The organism is Ensifer sp. NM-2, assembly GCF_003024455.1.
GTDB classification, from domain to species: Bacteria; Pseudomonadota; Alphaproteobacteria; order Rhizobiales; family Rhizobiaceae; genus Ensifer; species Ensifer canadensis.
On record NZ_PVZR01000021.1, the window covers coordinates 76,427 to 91,520 of the forward strand.

General features: G+C 62.9%; 15 protein-coding genes. 2 read left to right on the plus strand and 13 right to left on the minus strand.

What is annotated here, in order from left to right; translation table 11 throughout:
* Positions 1 to 92: 92 nt before the first annotated feature.
* The 11 genes from C6558_RS30380 to speB all read right to left on the minus strand — a co-directional run bounded on the left by C6558_RS30380 (position 93) and on the right by speB (position 10,007).
* Positions 93 to 656, minus strand: coding sequence for an NADPH-dependent FMN reductase (locus tag C6558_RS30380; protein ID WP_025428159.1), 564 nt, complete (start codon positions 654 to 656; stop codon positions 93 to 95).
* Positions 657 to 778: 122 nt separating this feature from the next.
* Complete coding sequence (locus C6558_RS30385) at positions 779 to 1,732, minus strand: ring-cleaving dioxygenase (RefSeq protein WP_057216142.1); 954 nt, start codon at positions 1,730 to 1,732, stop codon at positions 779 to 781.
* A gap of 214 nt (positions 1,733 to 1,946) precedes the next feature.
* Positions 1,947 to 2,726: a carbon-nitrogen hydrolase family protein gene (locus C6558_RS30390; protein WP_025428161.1), complete on the minus strand. Its 780-nt coding sequence runs from the start codon at positions 2,724 to 2,726 to the stop codon at positions 1,947 to 1,949.
* Complete coding sequence (locus tag C6558_RS30395; RefSeq protein ID WP_025428162.1) at positions 2,723 to 3,523, minus strand: ABC transporter permease; 801 nt, start codon at positions 3,521 to 3,523, stop codon at positions 2,723 to 2,725. The genes C6558_RS30390 and C6558_RS30395 overlap by 4 nt, the downstream gene beginning before the upstream one ends.
* Complete coding sequence (locus C6558_RS30400; protein WP_025428163.1) at positions 3,520 to 4,374, minus strand: ABC transporter permease; 855 nt, start codon at positions 4,372 to 4,374, stop codon at positions 3,520 to 3,522. The genes C6558_RS30395 and C6558_RS30400 overlap by 4 nt, the downstream gene beginning before the upstream one ends.
* Positions 4,371 to 5,408 (minus strand): ABC transporter ATP-binding protein, encoded by a 1,038-nt coding sequence (locus C6558_RS30405; RefSeq protein ID WP_025428164.1) that lies wholly within the window; start codon positions 5,406 to 5,408, stop codon positions 4,371 to 4,373. Before C6558_RS30405 ends, C6558_RS30400 begins: the two co-directional genes overlap by 4 nt.
* Before the next feature lie 119 nt (positions 5,409 to 5,527).
* Positions 5,528 to 6,607, minus strand: coding sequence for a PotD/PotF family extracellular solute-binding protein (locus C6558_RS30410; protein ID WP_025428165.1), 1,080 nt, complete (start codon positions 6,605 to 6,607; stop codon positions 5,528 to 5,530).
* A 73-nt stretch (positions 6,608 to 6,680) separates the two neighbouring features.
* Positions 6,681 to 7,328, minus strand: a complete 648-nt coding sequence (locus tag C6558_RS30415) for an amino acid ABC transporter permease (RefSeq protein WP_025428166.1) — start codon at positions 7,326 to 7,328, stop codon at positions 6,681 to 6,683.
* Positions 7,325 to 7,993, minus strand: a complete 669-nt coding sequence (locus tag C6558_RS30420) for an amino acid ABC transporter permease (RefSeq protein WP_025428167.1) — start codon at positions 7,991 to 7,993, stop codon at positions 7,325 to 7,327. Before C6558_RS30420 ends, C6558_RS30415 begins: the two co-directional genes overlap by 4 nt.
* Positions 7,994 to 8,057: 64 nt before the next feature.
* A complete protein-coding gene (locus C6558_RS30425; RefSeq protein WP_057216147.1) occupies positions 8,058 to 8,852 on the minus strand; it encodes a transporter substrate-binding domain-containing protein in 795 nt (264 codons plus the stop codon).
* A 93-nt stretch (positions 8,853 to 8,945) separates the two neighbouring features.
* Positions 8,946 to 10,007, minus strand: a complete 1,062-nt coding sequence (speB, locus tag C6558_RS30430; RefSeq protein WP_025428169.1) for an agmatinase — start codon at positions 10,005 to 10,007, stop codon at positions 8,946 to 8,948.
* A gap of 222 nt (positions 10,008 to 10,229) precedes the next feature.
* Between speB and C6558_RS30435 the strand changes: the two genes are divergently transcribed.
* Positions 10,230 to 11,276: a LysR substrate-binding domain-containing protein gene (locus C6558_RS30435; protein ID WP_025428170.1), complete on the plus strand. Its 1,047-nt coding sequence runs from the start codon at positions 10,230 to 10,232 to the stop codon at positions 11,274 to 11,276.
* Between the two features lie 18 nt (positions 11,277 to 11,294).
* Entirely contained in the window at positions 11,295 to 12,473 is a 1,179-nt protein-coding gene (locus C6558_RS30440) for an aminotransferase (RefSeq protein ID WP_025428171.1), read from the plus strand.
* A 108-nt stretch (positions 12,474 to 12,581) separates the two neighbouring features.
* Here the strand turns inward: C6558_RS30440 and C6558_RS30445 are convergent, their stop codons facing one another.
* Together C6558_RS30445 and C6558_RS30450 are read right to left on the minus strand one after the other, a co-directional pair.
* Positions 12,582 to 13,427 carry a DMT family transporter gene (locus C6558_RS30445; protein WP_025428172.1) on the minus strand — a complete coding sequence of 282 codons (846 nt, stop codon included), beginning with the start codon at positions 13,425 to 13,427 and terminating at the stop codon, positions 12,582 to 12,584.
* A gap of 226 nt (positions 13,428 to 13,653) precedes the next feature.
* The gene (locus C6558_RS30450; RefSeq protein ID WP_025428173.1) at positions 13,654 to 15,087 is read right to left on the minus strand and encodes an aldehyde dehydrogenase family protein; all 1,434 of its coding nucleotides are present in this window, start codon (positions 15,085 to 15,087) and stop codon (positions 13,654 to 13,656) included.
* Between the last annotated feature and the right edge of the window lie 7 nt (positions 15,088 to 15,094).

The window sequence follows — 15,094 nt, forward strand, 5'->3', positions numbered from 1 at the left end:
ATGGATCCTCGGGTCAAGCCAGAGGATGACAAAATTCGGTCTTTCGCCACCTCGTGGGAGGCTAGACAAGTGTCCCCTCAGGACTGAAGCCCTTAATTCCCACTCTTTGCCGCAGCAAAGTCTGCGAAAGCCTTGACGAAGGCGCGCAGACGGTCGCTCGCGTCCGTGTCCGTCAGCAGCCCGTCCTGATCGAACAGGCTTTCCGCGCGCGGCAGCATCAGCCGCTTGCCCGACCACAGCTCGGCGCCGAGCGTACGCATGACCGGCAGCCAGGCGTTTTGGCTGAGGATCGTGCCGAAATTGCCCGGCGACGCACCTGCGAGCGCAAAATGTCGCCCACGAAACACCTTGGCGATATCGGCCGATGGCCGGCTCAACCAATCGATCGCGTTCTTGAAAACCCCCGGCATCGAATTGTTGTATTCGGGTGTGAACAGGATCACGCCGTCGGCTGCCATGATCTTCTGTTTCAGCGCGGTAACGGCCTCGGGGATGCCGTCCCTGGCCTCGACATCGCCGTCATAGAGCGGAATGCCATGCAGCGTCGCGGTTCCGAATTCGACACCATCGGGCGAGGCTGACGCGGCAGCCTTCATCAGGCCTGTGTTGAACGACGCCTTCCTGAGGCTTCCTGAAATGCCGAGGATTTTCACCATGATCTGACCCTTTGCTGCTTGTTGCCGCCATCATGGGTCGATGCGACGGGAAAGCCAATGGGATCAGGGGGATGTAAAACCGAAAAAGCCGGGGACGAGCCCCGGCTTTCTGCTTTTGATCGTTATTCCAGCGGCTTCAGCCGTGCCTCGATCTGGGCCCGCTTCGGCTCCAGGAACGGCGGCAGCGACAGGCTTTCGCCAAGCGTTTCCATCGGTTCGTCGACGGCAAACCCCGGCCCGTCGGTGGCGATCTCGAACAGCACGCCGTTCGGCTCGCGGAAATAGAGCGAGCGGAAATAGTAGCGTTCGACCTCACCGCTCGACGGCAGGCGGAAGCCCTGCAGGCGCTCCGTCCACGCCGTCAGCGCATCTGTATCCGGCGCCCGGAAGGCGACGTGATGCACCGCGCCGGCACCCTGGCGGGCGGGCGGCAGGCCGGGCTGAACGGCCACATGCAGTTCGGCTGCGGGACCACCTTCGCCCATCGAGAACACATGCACCTGGCCCTCGCCATCCGGCGACGGATAGCGTCTTGCCTCGGTCATGTTCATCACCTGCGTCAGCACCAGCTCGGTGTTGGTGATATCAGGCACGCTGATGGTGATGGCCCCAAGACCCTTGATCTGGTGCTCGGCCGGAACCGGGCTCTTTTCCCAGGGGTGCGAGGGTGAAAGTCCGCCGTCGTCGATCAACCGGAAACGCTGGCCTTCGCCGTCTTCGAAGTCGAGAGAGATGCGGCCGTCGATTTCGCGCACATCGCCGGCGGTCACCTTCATCTCGTCGAGGCGACCCTTCCACCAGCGAACACTATCGGCACTGCCGACCCGCAGGCCGGTGCGCGAGATGCTGTGCGTGCCGCGGCCTTCGCGTCCGACCGGCCAGTCGAAGAAGGTCAGGTCCGTTCCCGGGCTCGCTTTGCCGTCGGCGTAAAACAGGTGATAGGCGGTTGTATCGTCCTGGTTGACGGTTTTCTTGACCAGGCGCAGCCCGAGAACCTTGGTGTAGAAGTGCAGGTTCTCCGGCGCGTTCGCCGTGATTGCCGTCAGATGGTGAATACCCGTCAGTTGCAAACTCATGATTGCCTCCAATGCGTGGCTTTTCTGTTGAGCACAATATGGGGCGGCACGGCGATTGCGAAAGTGGACAATGTAGAACGCAATGTTCTTCTGGAGTGAACGATCTCCGCACAACCTCGGAGCATTTCCAGGAAAAGCGCGAAGCAGTTCTTCGTCAGGAAATGCGTAAAACTAGGAGACAGAGCGTTTCCACGATCGTCCAAACCGGAGAAGCCTACGTGCGATTGAGATCACCGAGATAGGTATTTTCCAGCCGCGAGATCGCGAAGCTCGCCGGATTGATGTCGGCAAAAATCAGCGCCTCGTGGCCGGCGTCACCCTTGGCCAGCACCTGTCCGTCCGGCGATGCGATGCGCGAGAGGCCGGCAAAGGAGAACATCGGGTCCGAGCCGCAATGGTTGATATAGGCAACGAAGACCTGGTTCTCGAAGGCGCGCGTCTGGATCATGTGGTCGGTGATGAAGGTGCCCGACCATCCGGCCGGCAGCGCCGTCGGCACCAGCACCGCTTCGGCACCCGCCAATGCCAGCCTGCGCACATTCTCAGGAAACTCGACATCGTAGCAGATCAGCATGCCACAGGTGACGCCACGGTGGGCGAACAGCCGTGTCGACGGTTTTTCGGCCCTAAACAGCGACCGCTCGTAGTCGCCGTAGAGATGCGATTTGCGGTAAACGGTCGGCGTCGCATCGCCATCGACATAGACGGCGCTGTTATAGATGTCGTTGCCATCGAGTTCGGCGAAACCGGCGATCAGCGCGATGCCGCTTTCCCGCGAAATCTGCGCCAGGCGCCGGACGATCAGTCCATCCGCCGGCTCGGCGAGATCGCGGATCGCCCCCCCCGCGCCATACCCGGTAAGGCCGAGTTCCGGCGTCATCAGCAGCGTCGCTTCTCTCGCAGCCGCCTCCTTCGCCGCCCGCGCAAGGCGGTCGAGATTGGTGGCGACATCGCCGCAGGCCGATTGCATCTGGAGCGCGGCGAGCTTCATCATTTTCCGTCCGACGACATGGCGCCCAAAAGCTTCGGCAGGTCGCCGAAACGGGCAACGAGACCGAAGATCACGGCGGCCGTAGTGACGAACAGGATCGTCACCGACGCCATGGTCGGCGTGTAGCCGTAGCGAAGCGCATTGAAGATCTTGATCGGCAGCGTTTCCATGGTGAAGCCGACGGTCATGTAGGCAACGATGTATTCGTTGAGCGAAAGCACGAAGGCGAACGCGTAGCCCGAGACGATATAGGGCAGGATCAGCGGCAGGACGATGGTGCGAAAGATCGTGCGCTCATCGGCCCCCATGGTCGCGGCTGCCTCGACCAGCGATCGGTCGATCGCGGTGAAGCCGAGCGACAACGTCACCAGCGGCAGCGTCACGAAGAAGATCGCGTGGCTGACGACCGCCGTCCAGGGCTGGCCGTAGAAGCCGACCGTTGCCCAGAAGGTGAGCATGCCAAGCGCGGTGATCACGGGCGGCAGCGTAAAGGGCGCGACGCCGAGCAACTGGAAGATATTGGCCCAGGGCGCGATCCGGCGCCAGAGGAACCAGGCCAGCGGCAACGCTATCGCAACGGCAAGGGCCGCCGACAGCAACGCCAGCGTGACGGAGGCGAAAAGCGCGCTGCGCCATTCCGGATTGAGGAAGATCTCGCCGTACCAGGACAGCGAAAAGCCCTGTGGCGGGAAAGCCAGCGTCTGCTTGGCATTGACCGATACACCGGCAACGACGATCAGCGGCAGCGCCAGGAAGAGCCCGATCAGGAAGAAGTAGGCCTTGCGGAAGATCGAGGTCATACCGCTTCTCCCTTGCGTCCGGCAATCACGGTCAGCGCCACGAGCCCGAGCGTCACCAGCACCAGGAACACCGCCATGGCCGCGGCAAAAGGCATGTTCGACTGGTAGATCGCCTGGTCGGTGATCAGCACCGACAGGGTCCAATGCTGCGGCCGGCCGAGCAGCTGCGGCAGCAGGTAGGAACCGAGCGCGAAGATGAACACCATGATCAGCGTTGCAGTGATGGTGTTTCTGAGCGCCGGCACGACGACGGTGAAGAAGGCTTTGAGCGGCGATGCGCCAAGCGTCCGGGCAGCCTCCGTCAGGGTCGGGTCAAGCCGCACAAGTGCCGGGAAAAGCACCAGCACCGTATAGGGGAAAGCCTGGTAGACCATGCCGGTCAGCACCGCGCCGAAACTCGGGGTCAGTGCCTTCGCCTCGCTCATGATGCCGAGCGCCACCAGAATGTTGGTAATGCCGGCCGTGCGAGAGAACAGCGTCGACCAGGCAAAGCCGATGATGACTTCCGACAGCGACAGGATCGACAGGAGCGCCACGAGCCAGAGCACCTGCACCTTTCGTCCCATGCGGGTCAGCATGTAGGTAAAGGGCAGCGCCAGCACGACGCAGCAGATCGCCACGGTGATGGCGAGCAGCAGCGAAAAGCCGAGCACACCGCCGAAGAAGGCGGAGAGGAAGCGCGCATAATTGTCGAAGACGAAGGCCGGCGTGTAGAAGCCGCCCTGCTGGCGCTGGAAGAAGCTGACGGCGATCATGGTGCCGAAGGGCACGACGAAGAAGATCGTCAGCATCGCCGCGGGAAAGAGGAGCGGCGCGTAATCGCCAAGGGTCTGGGGCGGTTCGCGTCTCATTTCTTCAACACCACGCAAACGTCGGGGGTAAGCGCAATGCCGACCTCCTGGCCGACGGTGACGTCTGGCCGGCCGCGCGGCGTCGAGACCGCGACGATCTGCCGGCCGGCAATGTCGACGAAGGTTTCGATCGTGCCGCCGAGATCGCGCACAAAGGTGACCTTGCCAGTGAGTGCGCCGGCACCGGGTGCGGTCAGGTGCACATCTTCAGGACGAACCGACAGCGTTCCCTTGGAAGCGCCTGCAGGCAATGCAAGGCCGGCAATCGGCTGCCCCAGCACCTCGACGCGGCCGGCACTGTCGGCCTGCACCTCGAGAAGATTGGTCTGGCCGATGAAGTCGGCGACGAAGCTGTCGGCGGGGCGGCGATAGATCTCGATCGGCGACGCGGCCTGGCGGATCTCGCCACCGTTCATCACGACGACCGTGTCGGCCATGGTCATCGCTTCGCGCTGGTCGTGGGTAACGACGATGGTGGTGATGCCGAGCTTCTGCTGCAGCTGGCGCAATTCCACCTGCATCGCCTCGCGCAGCTTGGCGTCGAGTGCCGACAGCGGCTCATCGAGAAGGAAAAGTTTGGGCGAGATCGCCAGTGCGCGCGCGATCGCGACACGCTGGCGCTGGCCGCCTGAAAGTTTGGCAACGGGCCTGTCGGCATAACCGGTCAGATGGATCATCGACAGCAGTTCGTCGACGCGCTTCTTCTGGTCTTCCTTTGCCGCACCGCGGATGCGCAAGGGGTAGGCGATGTTCTCGCCGACGGTCAGATGCGGGAAAAGCGCCAGCGACTGAAACACCATGCCGAGATTGCGCTTGTGCGTCGGCACATGGGTGATGTCGTCGCCATCAAGTTGGATCGCCCCGCCGGTCGGCAGGTCAAGGCCGGCGATCATGCGCAAAAGCGTGGTCTTGCCGCAACCGGACGGGCCGAGCATGCAGACGAACGTCCCGTGCGGCACGTTGAGGTCGACATTGTTGACGGCTCTGAAGGATCCGAATTCCTTGACGACGTTTTGAAGGGCGAGTCCGGACATTGTCTCTCCGCGGGATAGTCCCCTCCCGTCTGCGGGAGGGGTGGCAAGGGAGACGATGCCCCCTTTCGTTTAAGCTCCGGCCCTCCCCTTTAAAAAAGCGGAGGGCCAACGTCTTGTCATCAGCCGACGATCAGCTCGGTCCACTTCTGGTTGAGCCAATCGGACTTGGACTGATAAAGGTCGTAGCGCGGCACGATCGGCTCGATGTCAGACGAAACGGCTGCAAATTCCTTATCCGTCAGATCGGTGACTTCGCGCTTGACGGTCGGCGACGTGCCGACCTTGCGCGACAGGGTCGCCTGGATCGAAGGCTGGCACATGTAGTCGATGAAGACATGGGCTTCCTCGGACTTCTGCGAGGCGCGCGACAGTGCCCAGCAACCGGAATCCTGGATGCCGCCTTCCTTCGGGAAGGTCGAGCGCACCGGATTGCCGTCGGCGGCCGCAAGGCCGGTCACGTCGTGATAGTACTGGCCCATCGGGATTTCACCCGACTTCAGCGACTGCTCGAACTGTGCCTCGTCGCGGTACCAGAGCCGGACGTTCGGCTTAACCTCGGCGAGCTTTTCGAAGACCTTGAGGATGCCCTCTTCGGTATCAAGCGCATTGGTGCCGCCGAAGTAGGTCTTGGCGGTCACTTCCAGTAGGAAGGAGTTGGAAACCAGCGCCAGCAGGCCCAGCTTGTCGGCATTTGCCGGATCCCAGAACGCGGACCAGGAGGTCGGCGCTTCCTTGTAGACATCGGTGTTGGTGACCAGCGTGATGTACCAGGACACGGCCCCGATGCCGGCAACGCGGCCATCCGGATATTTGTTGACGAAGCGGTCGAGCAGGTTCGAGCTGTTCTTGATCTTCGCCATGTCGATCGGCGTCCACAGCTCGGTCGACTGTCCCTTGAGCATCGCCACCTGCGACATCATCGAAACGTCGGCCGGCGCCTGGCCGGCGCGTGCGGCCTGCTCCAGCTGAACGAGCCAGGCTTCGCCGGTCGGCTCGGCGATCGATTCGATCGCAATGCCCGTCGCCTTGGTGAATTCCGGGAAGATGTTCTTGTCGAACGAGGTTTTGAAATAGCCGCCGTAAACGCCGACCTTCAGCGACTTGTCCTGGGCGCGCAGTACCGAGGGCATCGCCAGCATCGAAGCGCCGGCAAGACCCGCGCCGAGCAGCGTGCGGCGCTTGATGGAAGTGGTGATCATCATCTTTCTCCTTTGTTTCGGCGGTGATCCGCCTTGTTCCCTGTTCTCTTTGATTTCTTGCACATTTTCGGTCTCAGTGCGCGGGCATTTTGCGTTCCAGCATGCGTGCATATTGTGTCAGCGGATAACACAGCACGAAGAAGATCACCGCGACCAGCCCATAGACCGTGAAAGGTTCGAAGGTTGCATTATTGATCGCATTGGCGGTTCTGAGAAGCTCCTCGAAGCCGATGATCGACGTCAGCGCCGTGCTCTTGATGAGCTGGACGAGGAAGCCGACAGCCGGCGGCCGGGTGATCGCGAACGCCTGCGGCAGGATCACCAGGCGCAGTTCCTGCAGGCGATGCAGCCCGAGGCTGGCGCCGGCATCCCACTGGCCGGCCGGCAGGGCTTCGACGCCGCCGCGCCAGATCTCGGCAAGATAGGCGCTGGCATAGAAGGTCAACCCCAATGCTGCCGCGGTCCATGGCTCGATGCGAAAGCCAAGCATCGGCAGACCGAAGAACATCAGGAACAGTTGCATCAACAACGGCGTGCCCTGAAACAGCGCGATGTAGCCCGAGCCGAACCGACGCAGCCACTTCTGTTTCGATATGCGCGCAAACAGGATCATCAGGCCGACGGCAGCCCCACCGGCAAAGGCGACAAGCGATAGAAGCAGCGTCCAGCGGGTCGCAAATACCAGATTGCGCAGGATGTCCCAGAAGGTGAACTCGATCATGACACGCCCGCCCCAAGCATGCGCCGGCCGCCCGCCACGAACAGACGGCGGATCATCATCGACAACGCGAGATAGATCAGCGTGACGACAAAATAGGTTTCGAAGGATCGGAAGGTCCGCGCCTGCAGCAGGTCCGCCTCATGGGCGAGTTCCCGCACGGCGATCTGCGACACGACCGCCGATTCCAGCATCATGATGATCACCTGGCTGATCAGCGCCGGAAAGATGACCTTCAGAGCCTGCGGCAGAATGATCTTGACGAACACCTGCCGTGGCCTCAGCCCGAGTGCAAAGGCTGCCTCGCCCTGGCCCTTCGGCACGGCGTCAAGGCCGGCACCGACGATCTCCGTGGTGTAGGCCGCCATGTTGAGCGTCATCGCCAGGATCGCCGCGACGATCGGATCGAGCCGGATGCCGAGGCTCGGCAGACCGAAGTAGATGAAGAACAACTGCACCAGGAACGGCGTGTTGCGGATCACTTCGACATAGACGGCAACCGCCTTACGCAGCACGCCGTAACGGCTGCGGCGGGCGGCTGCAAAGACAATGCTGATCAGAATGCCGAGCACCATGGTGCAGGCGATCAGAAAGAGCGTCATCGCAGCGCCATGGGCGATCGCGCCCGCGGCATCCCGAAGCCACCCGAAATCGAGGCTGTAACCCATCGTCGCAACCTTTCCCCGAAAGGCACCCACGGAGACGCATGTCCCCGTGGGCGTCAAGTGCTGATTAGTCTTTCAGGTTTTCGGGGTTGAGCGGCGTCTTCAGCCAGGCCACGGAGCTGGCATTCAGCTTGCCATCGGCAAGCATCTTGGCAACCGCGTCGTTGACGGCCGTCTTCAGGGCTTCCTCGTTCTTGTTGAGGCCGATATGCGACGGCGAGGTCAGGAGCTGGAACTTCTGTTCCGGCTTCAGCGCCTCCTGGCGGGCCAGCACCTGCGCACCGACGTCGTTGCCGACGACCATCAGCTGGGTCTGGCCGGAGATGAACGCCTGGATCACGGCATTGTAGTTGTCGAAGCGCTGGATCGCGGCGGTCGACGGCGCTGCCTCGGTCAGCGACGTATCTTCCAGCGTGCCGCGGTTGACGGCGATCGTCTTGTCCGCAAGGTCGTCCTTGCCGGCAACCTTGAGCTCAGCCGGACCGATGACCGCGATGTAGTAAGGTGCGTAGGCCGCGGCGAAGTCGATCACCTCGGCACGTTCCTTGGAGAAGCCGACGCTCATCAGGATGTCGACGCGCTTGTCGTTGAGATAGGGAATGCGGTTCTGGCCGGTGACGCTGACCAGGTTGAGCTTGACGCCGAGGCCGTCGGCGATCTGCTGGGCGACATCGACGTCATAACCCTTGATGCTCATGTCGGCACTGGCCGAGGAGAAGGGCGGGAAGTCCGAGAAGATGCCGACATTGATCTGGCCGGCCGACTTGATGTCGGCGAGCGCGTCGGCACGTGCGATACCGGTTGCCGCGCCCAGCATCAGAGCGGCGGCGAATGCTGCTTTCATCGTCTTGTGAAGTGTCATTGTCGTTCCCCTGTCCGGAAGCATTGTTGGTTGTGGCATTTGCTGGTCGGCCGCAGCTTCCAGTCCGGCAGCCGACAATCTTTCTTTCAGGCGTCAGGCGGACTTGCCGGTAACGGCCGGGCTGAACACCATGAGGCTGAGGATCTCGAACAGAACCTGGGCGCCGGCATGCGCCGTGTTGGTCGTCGCGTCATATTGCGGCGCGACCTCGACGACGTCGCCGCCGACAAGGTTGATGCCCTTGAGGCCGCGGATCAGTTCCAGCACTTCGCGGGTGGTGAGACCACCGATTTCAGGCGTGCCGGTGCCCGGTGCAAAGCTCGGATCAACGCTGTCGATGTCGAAGGAGAGATAGGTCGGGCCGTCGCCAACGATCTTCTTGGCCTTCTCGATGATCGCGGGAATGCCGAGACCGGTGACTTCCTCCGCATGGATGACGGTCATGCCGGACTCGTAGGAGAACTCCCAGAGATATTCGGCCGAGCCGCGGATGCCGATCTGCACGACACGGGTCGGATCGAGCACACCGTCGAGCACCGCGTTGCGGAACGGGCCGCCATGGTGGAACTTGGTGAGGTCGTAGGCGCCGCCGGTGTCGCAATGGGCATCGATGTGGATCATGCCGACCGGCTTCTTCTTGCCGACGGCTTTCAGGATCGGATGGGTGATCGAATGGTCGCCGCCAACAGACAGCGGAATGACGCCGGCATCGACGATCTGGTTGATGCGCTTTTCGATATCGTCGTGGCTAAGCTCCAGCCGGTAGCGGCTCTGGAACGGCACGTCGCCGATGTCGGCGACACGCAGTTCGTGAACCGGCGCGCAACCGAGCACATGGTTGTAAGGGCCGATGCGCTCGATCGAACGCAGCGCCCGCGGTCCGAAGCGCGAACCAGGACGGTTGGTGACGCCAAGATCCATGGGGATGCCGACGATCGCGACCTGCAGATTGCCGAAATCGGGCTCGTCCGCATCAACAGCCATGTGCGGCGCCGTCAGGAAGGTCGGGATGCCGGAATAGGGCGCAAGGCGCGTGCCGCTCTTGGTGAAGATCTTGTCGGCGACGCGGCGGAAGGTCGGGTCGAACAGCTCGCCGCCATGGCTTTCACCGTATTTCGCCTTGAGTTCGCCAAGCTTCTTTTCGTCCCAGGCCATCCGCTCAAACCTCCGTCATGTCAGCCGGGGAATGCGCACAAAGGCGCCACAGATCAGCATCTGCGGATGGGGCCGGTTCTCTCCGGCTCAATCAAGTTCCCCAGGCTTTTTGCCCTGTTGAGTTCCATTAGGTGACAAATCCTCTGGAAAATCAATTGACATTGTTATAGCGTTTCGTGTGAGAAAAATTCACATGACAACAGCCCGCCGGAACCAAGCTTTTTGTCCAGCCGCCTGCCGCCCCTGAACCCCTTGCGCGCCTTCGAGGCGACGGCGCGCCGTGGCTCCGTGTCGGCTGCCGCGCGCGAACTGAACGTGACGCACGGCGCCATCAGCCACCAGATCCGCGCGCTCGAACTCTCGATCAACGCCACGCTATTCGTGCGCGGCGGAAAGCGGCTGAAGCTGACGCCGCAGGGCGCGCTGCTACTTCCGGCGGTTACCCACGCCTTTGCCGAAATCGCCGCCGCAACAGCCGCCATGACGCGCCCGACCACCAGCGGCGAGTTGCGCATCACCTGCGTCCCCGCCCTGCTCTCCTTCTGGCTGATCCCGCGCCTGCACCTCTTCACCGAGCAGTTTCCCGATGTGCGGCTGACGCTGATCGCCTCCAATGATGCCGCCTATCTCGATGCGTCCGATGTCGACGTCTGCCTGATCTATGGCGACGGCAACTGGCCGGGCTGCTGGTCGAAGCTCTGGAGCCGGCTGGAACTGTTCCCGGTCGTCAGCCCGACATTGCTGAATATGCGGCCGTTGCGCTCCGTGCGCGACCTGCGCGACCATGTGATGCTGCATGGCGACGACGGGCGCGAATGGAACACGTGGCTGGCAGCGGCCGATGCCAGCGACCTGCAGCGCGGTCGCCAACATTTCATGAGCGATGCGCGGCTTTCGACCGAAGCGGCGCTGCACAATCAGGGTGTCGCGCTTGGCGACACCATCACCGCCGGCAGCCTGATCGCGCGCGGCGAGTTGATCGCTCCCTTCGACCTGACGGTTCCGGCCAACGACGCCTTTTACGTCGCCTGCCGCAATGAAGTGCTGGCCGCCCCGATCGTGCGTATCTTCATCGACTGGATGTTCTCGGCGCTGGAAAACGACCCGATGCCGGAACTGCAGACCTCCGCGCGCACGATTATTCGCAGCCGAGCCTCGAAATCCGAGCCGACAGACCGTAAATCGGTGAAGGACGGTTTTCAGCCGGTTTCAGCGCCGGCCCGCGGCCGGCGCACGGAACGCCCACAGAAACGCAAGAACAAAGCCTGAGCCATAGGAACACCTGCCATGCCGCATTTCAATCCGCTCGTCGAAAAGCTCTCGTCGCCGCCCGTGCCGTCGGTGCTCGCCTGGGCGAAAAGCTATGATGGCTCCCGCGGGCCGCTGATCGACCTCTCGCAGGCGGTGCCCGGCTATCCGGCGCACCCGGACATGCTGGCATGGCTGGGCGAAGCCGCGGCGTCGACTGCCTATACCGGCTATGGCGCGATCGAGGGTGAAGCGGCGCTGCGCGAGGCCTATGCCGCGCATGTGGCAGGCCTTTATCGCGCCGCGATCACGGCCGACAACATCCACATCACCTCTGGTTGCAACCAGGCATTCATCTGCACCGCGATGGCGATCGCCTCAGCCGGTGATACGATCCTGATGACCAACCCCTATTACTTCAACCAGGAAACGACGCTCGCCATGCTCGGCATCAATGTCGAGCTGGTGCCCTGCGACGCCGGCGCCGGCTTCCTGCCGGAGATCGACGCAATCACTGCTGCGCTGCGGCCGGGTATCCGGGCGCTCGCGCTGGTATCGCCGAACAATCCGACCGGCGCGATCTATCCGCCCGAGCTTCTGTCGCGCATCTACGAAGTTTGCCGCGCCAACGGCACCTGGCTGATCCTCGACGAAACCTATCGCGACTTCCTGCCCGATGCCGGCGCTGCACCGCACGGCCTGCTGCAGACGGAGGGATGGCAGGACAGCTTCATCGGCCTCTACAGCTTCTCCAAATCCTTCTGCATTCCGGGCCATCGCCTCGGCGCAATCACCGCCGGGCCGGCGCTGGTCGAGCAGGTCACCAAGATCATGGACAACCTGCAGATCTGCGCGCCCCGTTCGGCGCAGGCCGCGGTCGCCAAGGCTATTCCAGCACTTGCCGATTGGCGTCTCGGCAATCGCGCCGAGATCGCTGCGCGTACAGACGCGCTGCGCGATGTCATGGGCCGGCTGCCGCAATGGAAGCTGCAGGCGATCGGCGCCTACTTCGCCTATATCCGGCATCCCTTCGCGGACATCGATTCGCAGTTCGTGGCCGAGAAGCTGGCGAAACTCGCCGGTGTCATCTGCCTGCCGGGCGACTACTTCGGCGAAGGCCAGGAAAACTACCTGCGCTTTGCCTTTGCCAATGCCGACGCGGGCACGATCCGCCAACTGGAAGAGCGGCTCGCCGGCTTCAACCTTCCCGGCCTGTAACAGGGCAAGAGCGTATCCGGTTTCGACGCAGCCGCGGAAACGCTCTTGCTCCATGTTTTTACACATTTCCTGACGGAAGACCGCGTTCGCACCTTTCCTGGAAATGCTCTAACCGCGGCGGGCGATCAGGATGCCGACAAGCACGATCGCCCCGCCGATTGCCTGCATCAGCCCGACCGGCTCGGAGAGCAGTATCCAGGCGAGGATCGCCGCGACCACCGGCTGCAGCAAAAGCGTCAGCGACGAAAACGCCGGCGGCAGATAGGCGAGCGCATAGGTGATCGCCACCTGCCCGCCCGCATGGCTGACGAAGGCGAGGCCGAACAGCATCGACCAGCCGAAGAGCGTCGGCGGCAATAGCGTGGGCTCGGACAGAAGCACGATCGGCAGCATGCAGATGGCGGCGGATGCCGTGCTCCAAACCATGATCCGGATGGTGCTGAACAGGCTGCGCAGCCGCCCGATTGCCAGGATGTAACCGGCATAGAACATCGCAGCGATGACGGCGACGCCGTCGCCCAGCAGATTGCCGTCGGCAAGCGCCATCGGGCCGCCCTTGAGGATGATCACGCCGGCGACCGCCGTCGCAAGTCCGATGGCAAACACGGTGCTGATGCGGGCGCGAAAAAGCAGCCAGCTCGCAAGCGTCACGAAAACGGGGGCAAGGTTGGCCAGCAGGGTGGCATTGGCGACCGACGTCTTGGTCAGCGCATAGTGCCAGGCGGCAAGGTCGATTGCGAGGAAGACACCCGGCAGCACCAGCAGCGCATACTCCGACAGCCGCTCGGGCCGCCGGTCGGACGCCGGCGCCCCACGAAACCAGGACCAGGCGAGAAGCGGGATCAGCGCCAGCGCCACGCGCCAGAAGGCCGTCGCCATCGGTCCGACCTCGGACAGGCGCACGAAGATCGGCGAGCCGCCGATCGCAGCCCCGCCGATCAGCAGGGCAGCCATGGCAAGGCGATTATGAGAAGAGGCGGCGGCGGGTGCTGAGGTCACGTCAATGTCCGGCTCTCTGCTGGCGGGCGATCATGGCGCCCCTGAGAAGGCAGCTAGCAGAAGTGCGGCATCGGCAACAGTCGCAATAAATCGCCCGCAGCAACAAAGACGGCCGCCATGCGCAAACACGGCGACCGTCCAATGGTTCTATCGCGCCTCGTCGGCGCAATGCTTGGTGTCGTCAGGCCGCGTCCGGAATATGCACGGTCTTGACCTCAAGGAAATCCTCGAGCCCGAACATGCCGCCTTCGCGTCCATTGCCGGACTGCTTGTAGCCGCCGAAGGGGCTGCCATAACGATGGGGGCCGCCGTTGATGTGGACCATGCCGGCGCGCAGGCGTGACGCCACCCGCTCCGCCCGCTTGGGATCGCCGGTCTGCACATAGGCGGCCAGCCCGTAATTGGTGTCGTTGGCGATCGCGATCGCTTCCTCCTCGGTATCGAAGGGGATGATCGCCAGCACCGGCCCGAACACCTCCTCGCGAGCAATGCGCATGGTGTTGTTGACGTCGGCAAAGATGGTCGGCTTGACGAAGTAGCCGGTCTCGAAGCCCTCGGGCTTGCCGGCACCGCCGACGACAAGACGCGCGCCCTCGGCGATACCCGCTTCGATCAGCGCCTGCACGCGGCCGAACTGGACGTCGCTCACCAACGGGCCGATGTGGCCGCCTTCCTTGGTCGGATCGCCGACCTCGGCTCCACGACCGACGCGGCCGGCGATCTCGACGACCTTGTCGTAGACGCTACGCTCGACCAGCATGCGCGTCGGCGCATCGCAGGACTGGCCGGAATTGTTGAAGCATTCGAGCACGCTTCCGCTCACTCGGTCTTCGAGATCGGCATCGGCAAAGACGATGTTCGGTGACTTGCCGCCGAGTTCGAGCGTCACGCGCTTGACCGTTTCGGCCGCATCCTTGCTGACGGCGATGCCGGCGCGGGTCGAACCGGTAAACGACATCATGTCGATGTCCCGATGCTTCGACAGTGCGGCACCGGCATTGATGCCATCGCCATTGACGAGGTTGAAGACGCCCGCTGGAAAACCGGCCTCATCGATCATTTCGGCATAGAGCATGGCGTTGAGCGGCGTGAATTCGCTCGGCTTCAGCACGCAGGTCGAGCCGGTCGCAAGTGCGGGAACGACCTTGAGCGCGATCTGGTTGATCGGCCAGTTCCAGGGCGTGATCAGGCCGCAGATGCCGATCGGCTCGCGCAAGATCACGTCGCCGTTCGCCAGCGTATCGCGCGTCTTCAGCCGCTTCAGCGCATCGATGAACCCCTGCAGATGGCCGACGCCGACATCCGCCTGCTGCTCGCGCGTCATTGTCGTCGGAGCGCCGAGCTCCATGGTGATGGTGGCCACCATCTCGTCATAGCGGCGCTTGTAGATCGACAACAGCTTTTCGAGCAGCGCCAGCCGCTCGTCGACGCTTGTACGGCTATAGGTGGCGAAGGCCTTCTTCGCAGCGGCAACGGCGCGATCGATATCGGCGGCCGAACCCATCGAAATCACCGCGATCGGCTTCTCGGTCGCCGGGTTCAGCACCTCCAGATCGTTAGGCGTGATCGGATCGACCCATTGGCCGTCGATATAAAACTTCCTTTTGTCGAGCATACGCTCC

Bases quoted from the DNA above. Each gene is read 5' to 3' on its own strand.
- speB (WP_025428169.1), bottom strand. From the start codon at position 10,007: ATGGCCTGGGACGAAAAGAAGCTTGGCGAACTCAAGGCGAAATACGGT.
- C6558_RS30385 (WP_057216142.1), bottom strand. From the start codon at position 1,732: ATGAGTTTGCAACTGACGGGTATTCACCATCTGACGGCAATCACGGCG.
- C6558_RS30425 (WP_057216147.1), bottom strand. From the start codon at position 8,852: ATGACACTTCACAAGACGATGAAAGCAGCATTCGCCGCCGCTCTGATG.
- C6558_RS30390 (WP_025428161.1), bottom strand. From the start codon at position 2,726: ATGATGAAGCTCGCCGCGCTCCAGATGCAATCGGCCTGCGGCGATGTC.
- C6558_RS30420 (WP_025428167.1), bottom strand. From the start codon at position 7,993: ATGGGTTACAGCCTCGATTTCGGGTGGCTTCGGGATGCCGCGGGCGCG.
- C6558_RS30450 (WP_025428173.1), bottom strand. From the start codon at position 15,087: ATGCTCGACAAAAGGAAGTTTTATATCGACGGCCAATGGGTCGATCCG.
- C6558_RS30395 (WP_025428162.1), bottom strand. From the start codon at position 3,523: ATGACCTCGATCTTCCGCAAGGCCTACTTCTTCCTGATCGGGCTCTTC.
- C6558_RS30440 (WP_025428171.1), top strand. From the start codon at position 11,295: ATGCCGCATTTCAATCCGCTCGTCGAAAAGCTCTCGTCGCCGCCCGTG.
- C6558_RS30410 (WP_025428165.1), bottom strand. From the start codon at position 6,607: ATGATCACCACTTCCATCAAGCGCCGCACGCTGCTCGGCGCGGGTCTT.
- C6558_RS30380 (WP_025428159.1), bottom strand. From the start codon at position 656: ATGGTGAAAATCCTCGGCATTTCAGGAAGCCTCAGGAAGGCGTCGTTC.
- C6558_RS30400 (WP_025428163.1), bottom strand. From the start codon at position 4,374: ATGAGACGCGAACCGCCCCAGACCCTTGGCGATTACGCGCCGCTCCTC.
- C6558_RS30415 (WP_025428166.1), bottom strand. From the start codon at position 7,328: ATGATCGAGTTCACCTTCTGGGACATCCTGCGCAATCTGGTATTTGCG.
- C6558_RS30445 (WP_025428172.1), bottom strand. From the start codon at position 13,427: ATGGCTGCCCTGCTGATCGGCGGGGCTGCGATCGGCGGCTCGCCGATC.
- C6558_RS30405 (WP_025428164.1), bottom strand. From the start codon at position 5,408: ATGTCCGGACTCGCCCTTCAAAACGTCGTCAAGGAATTCGGATCCTTC.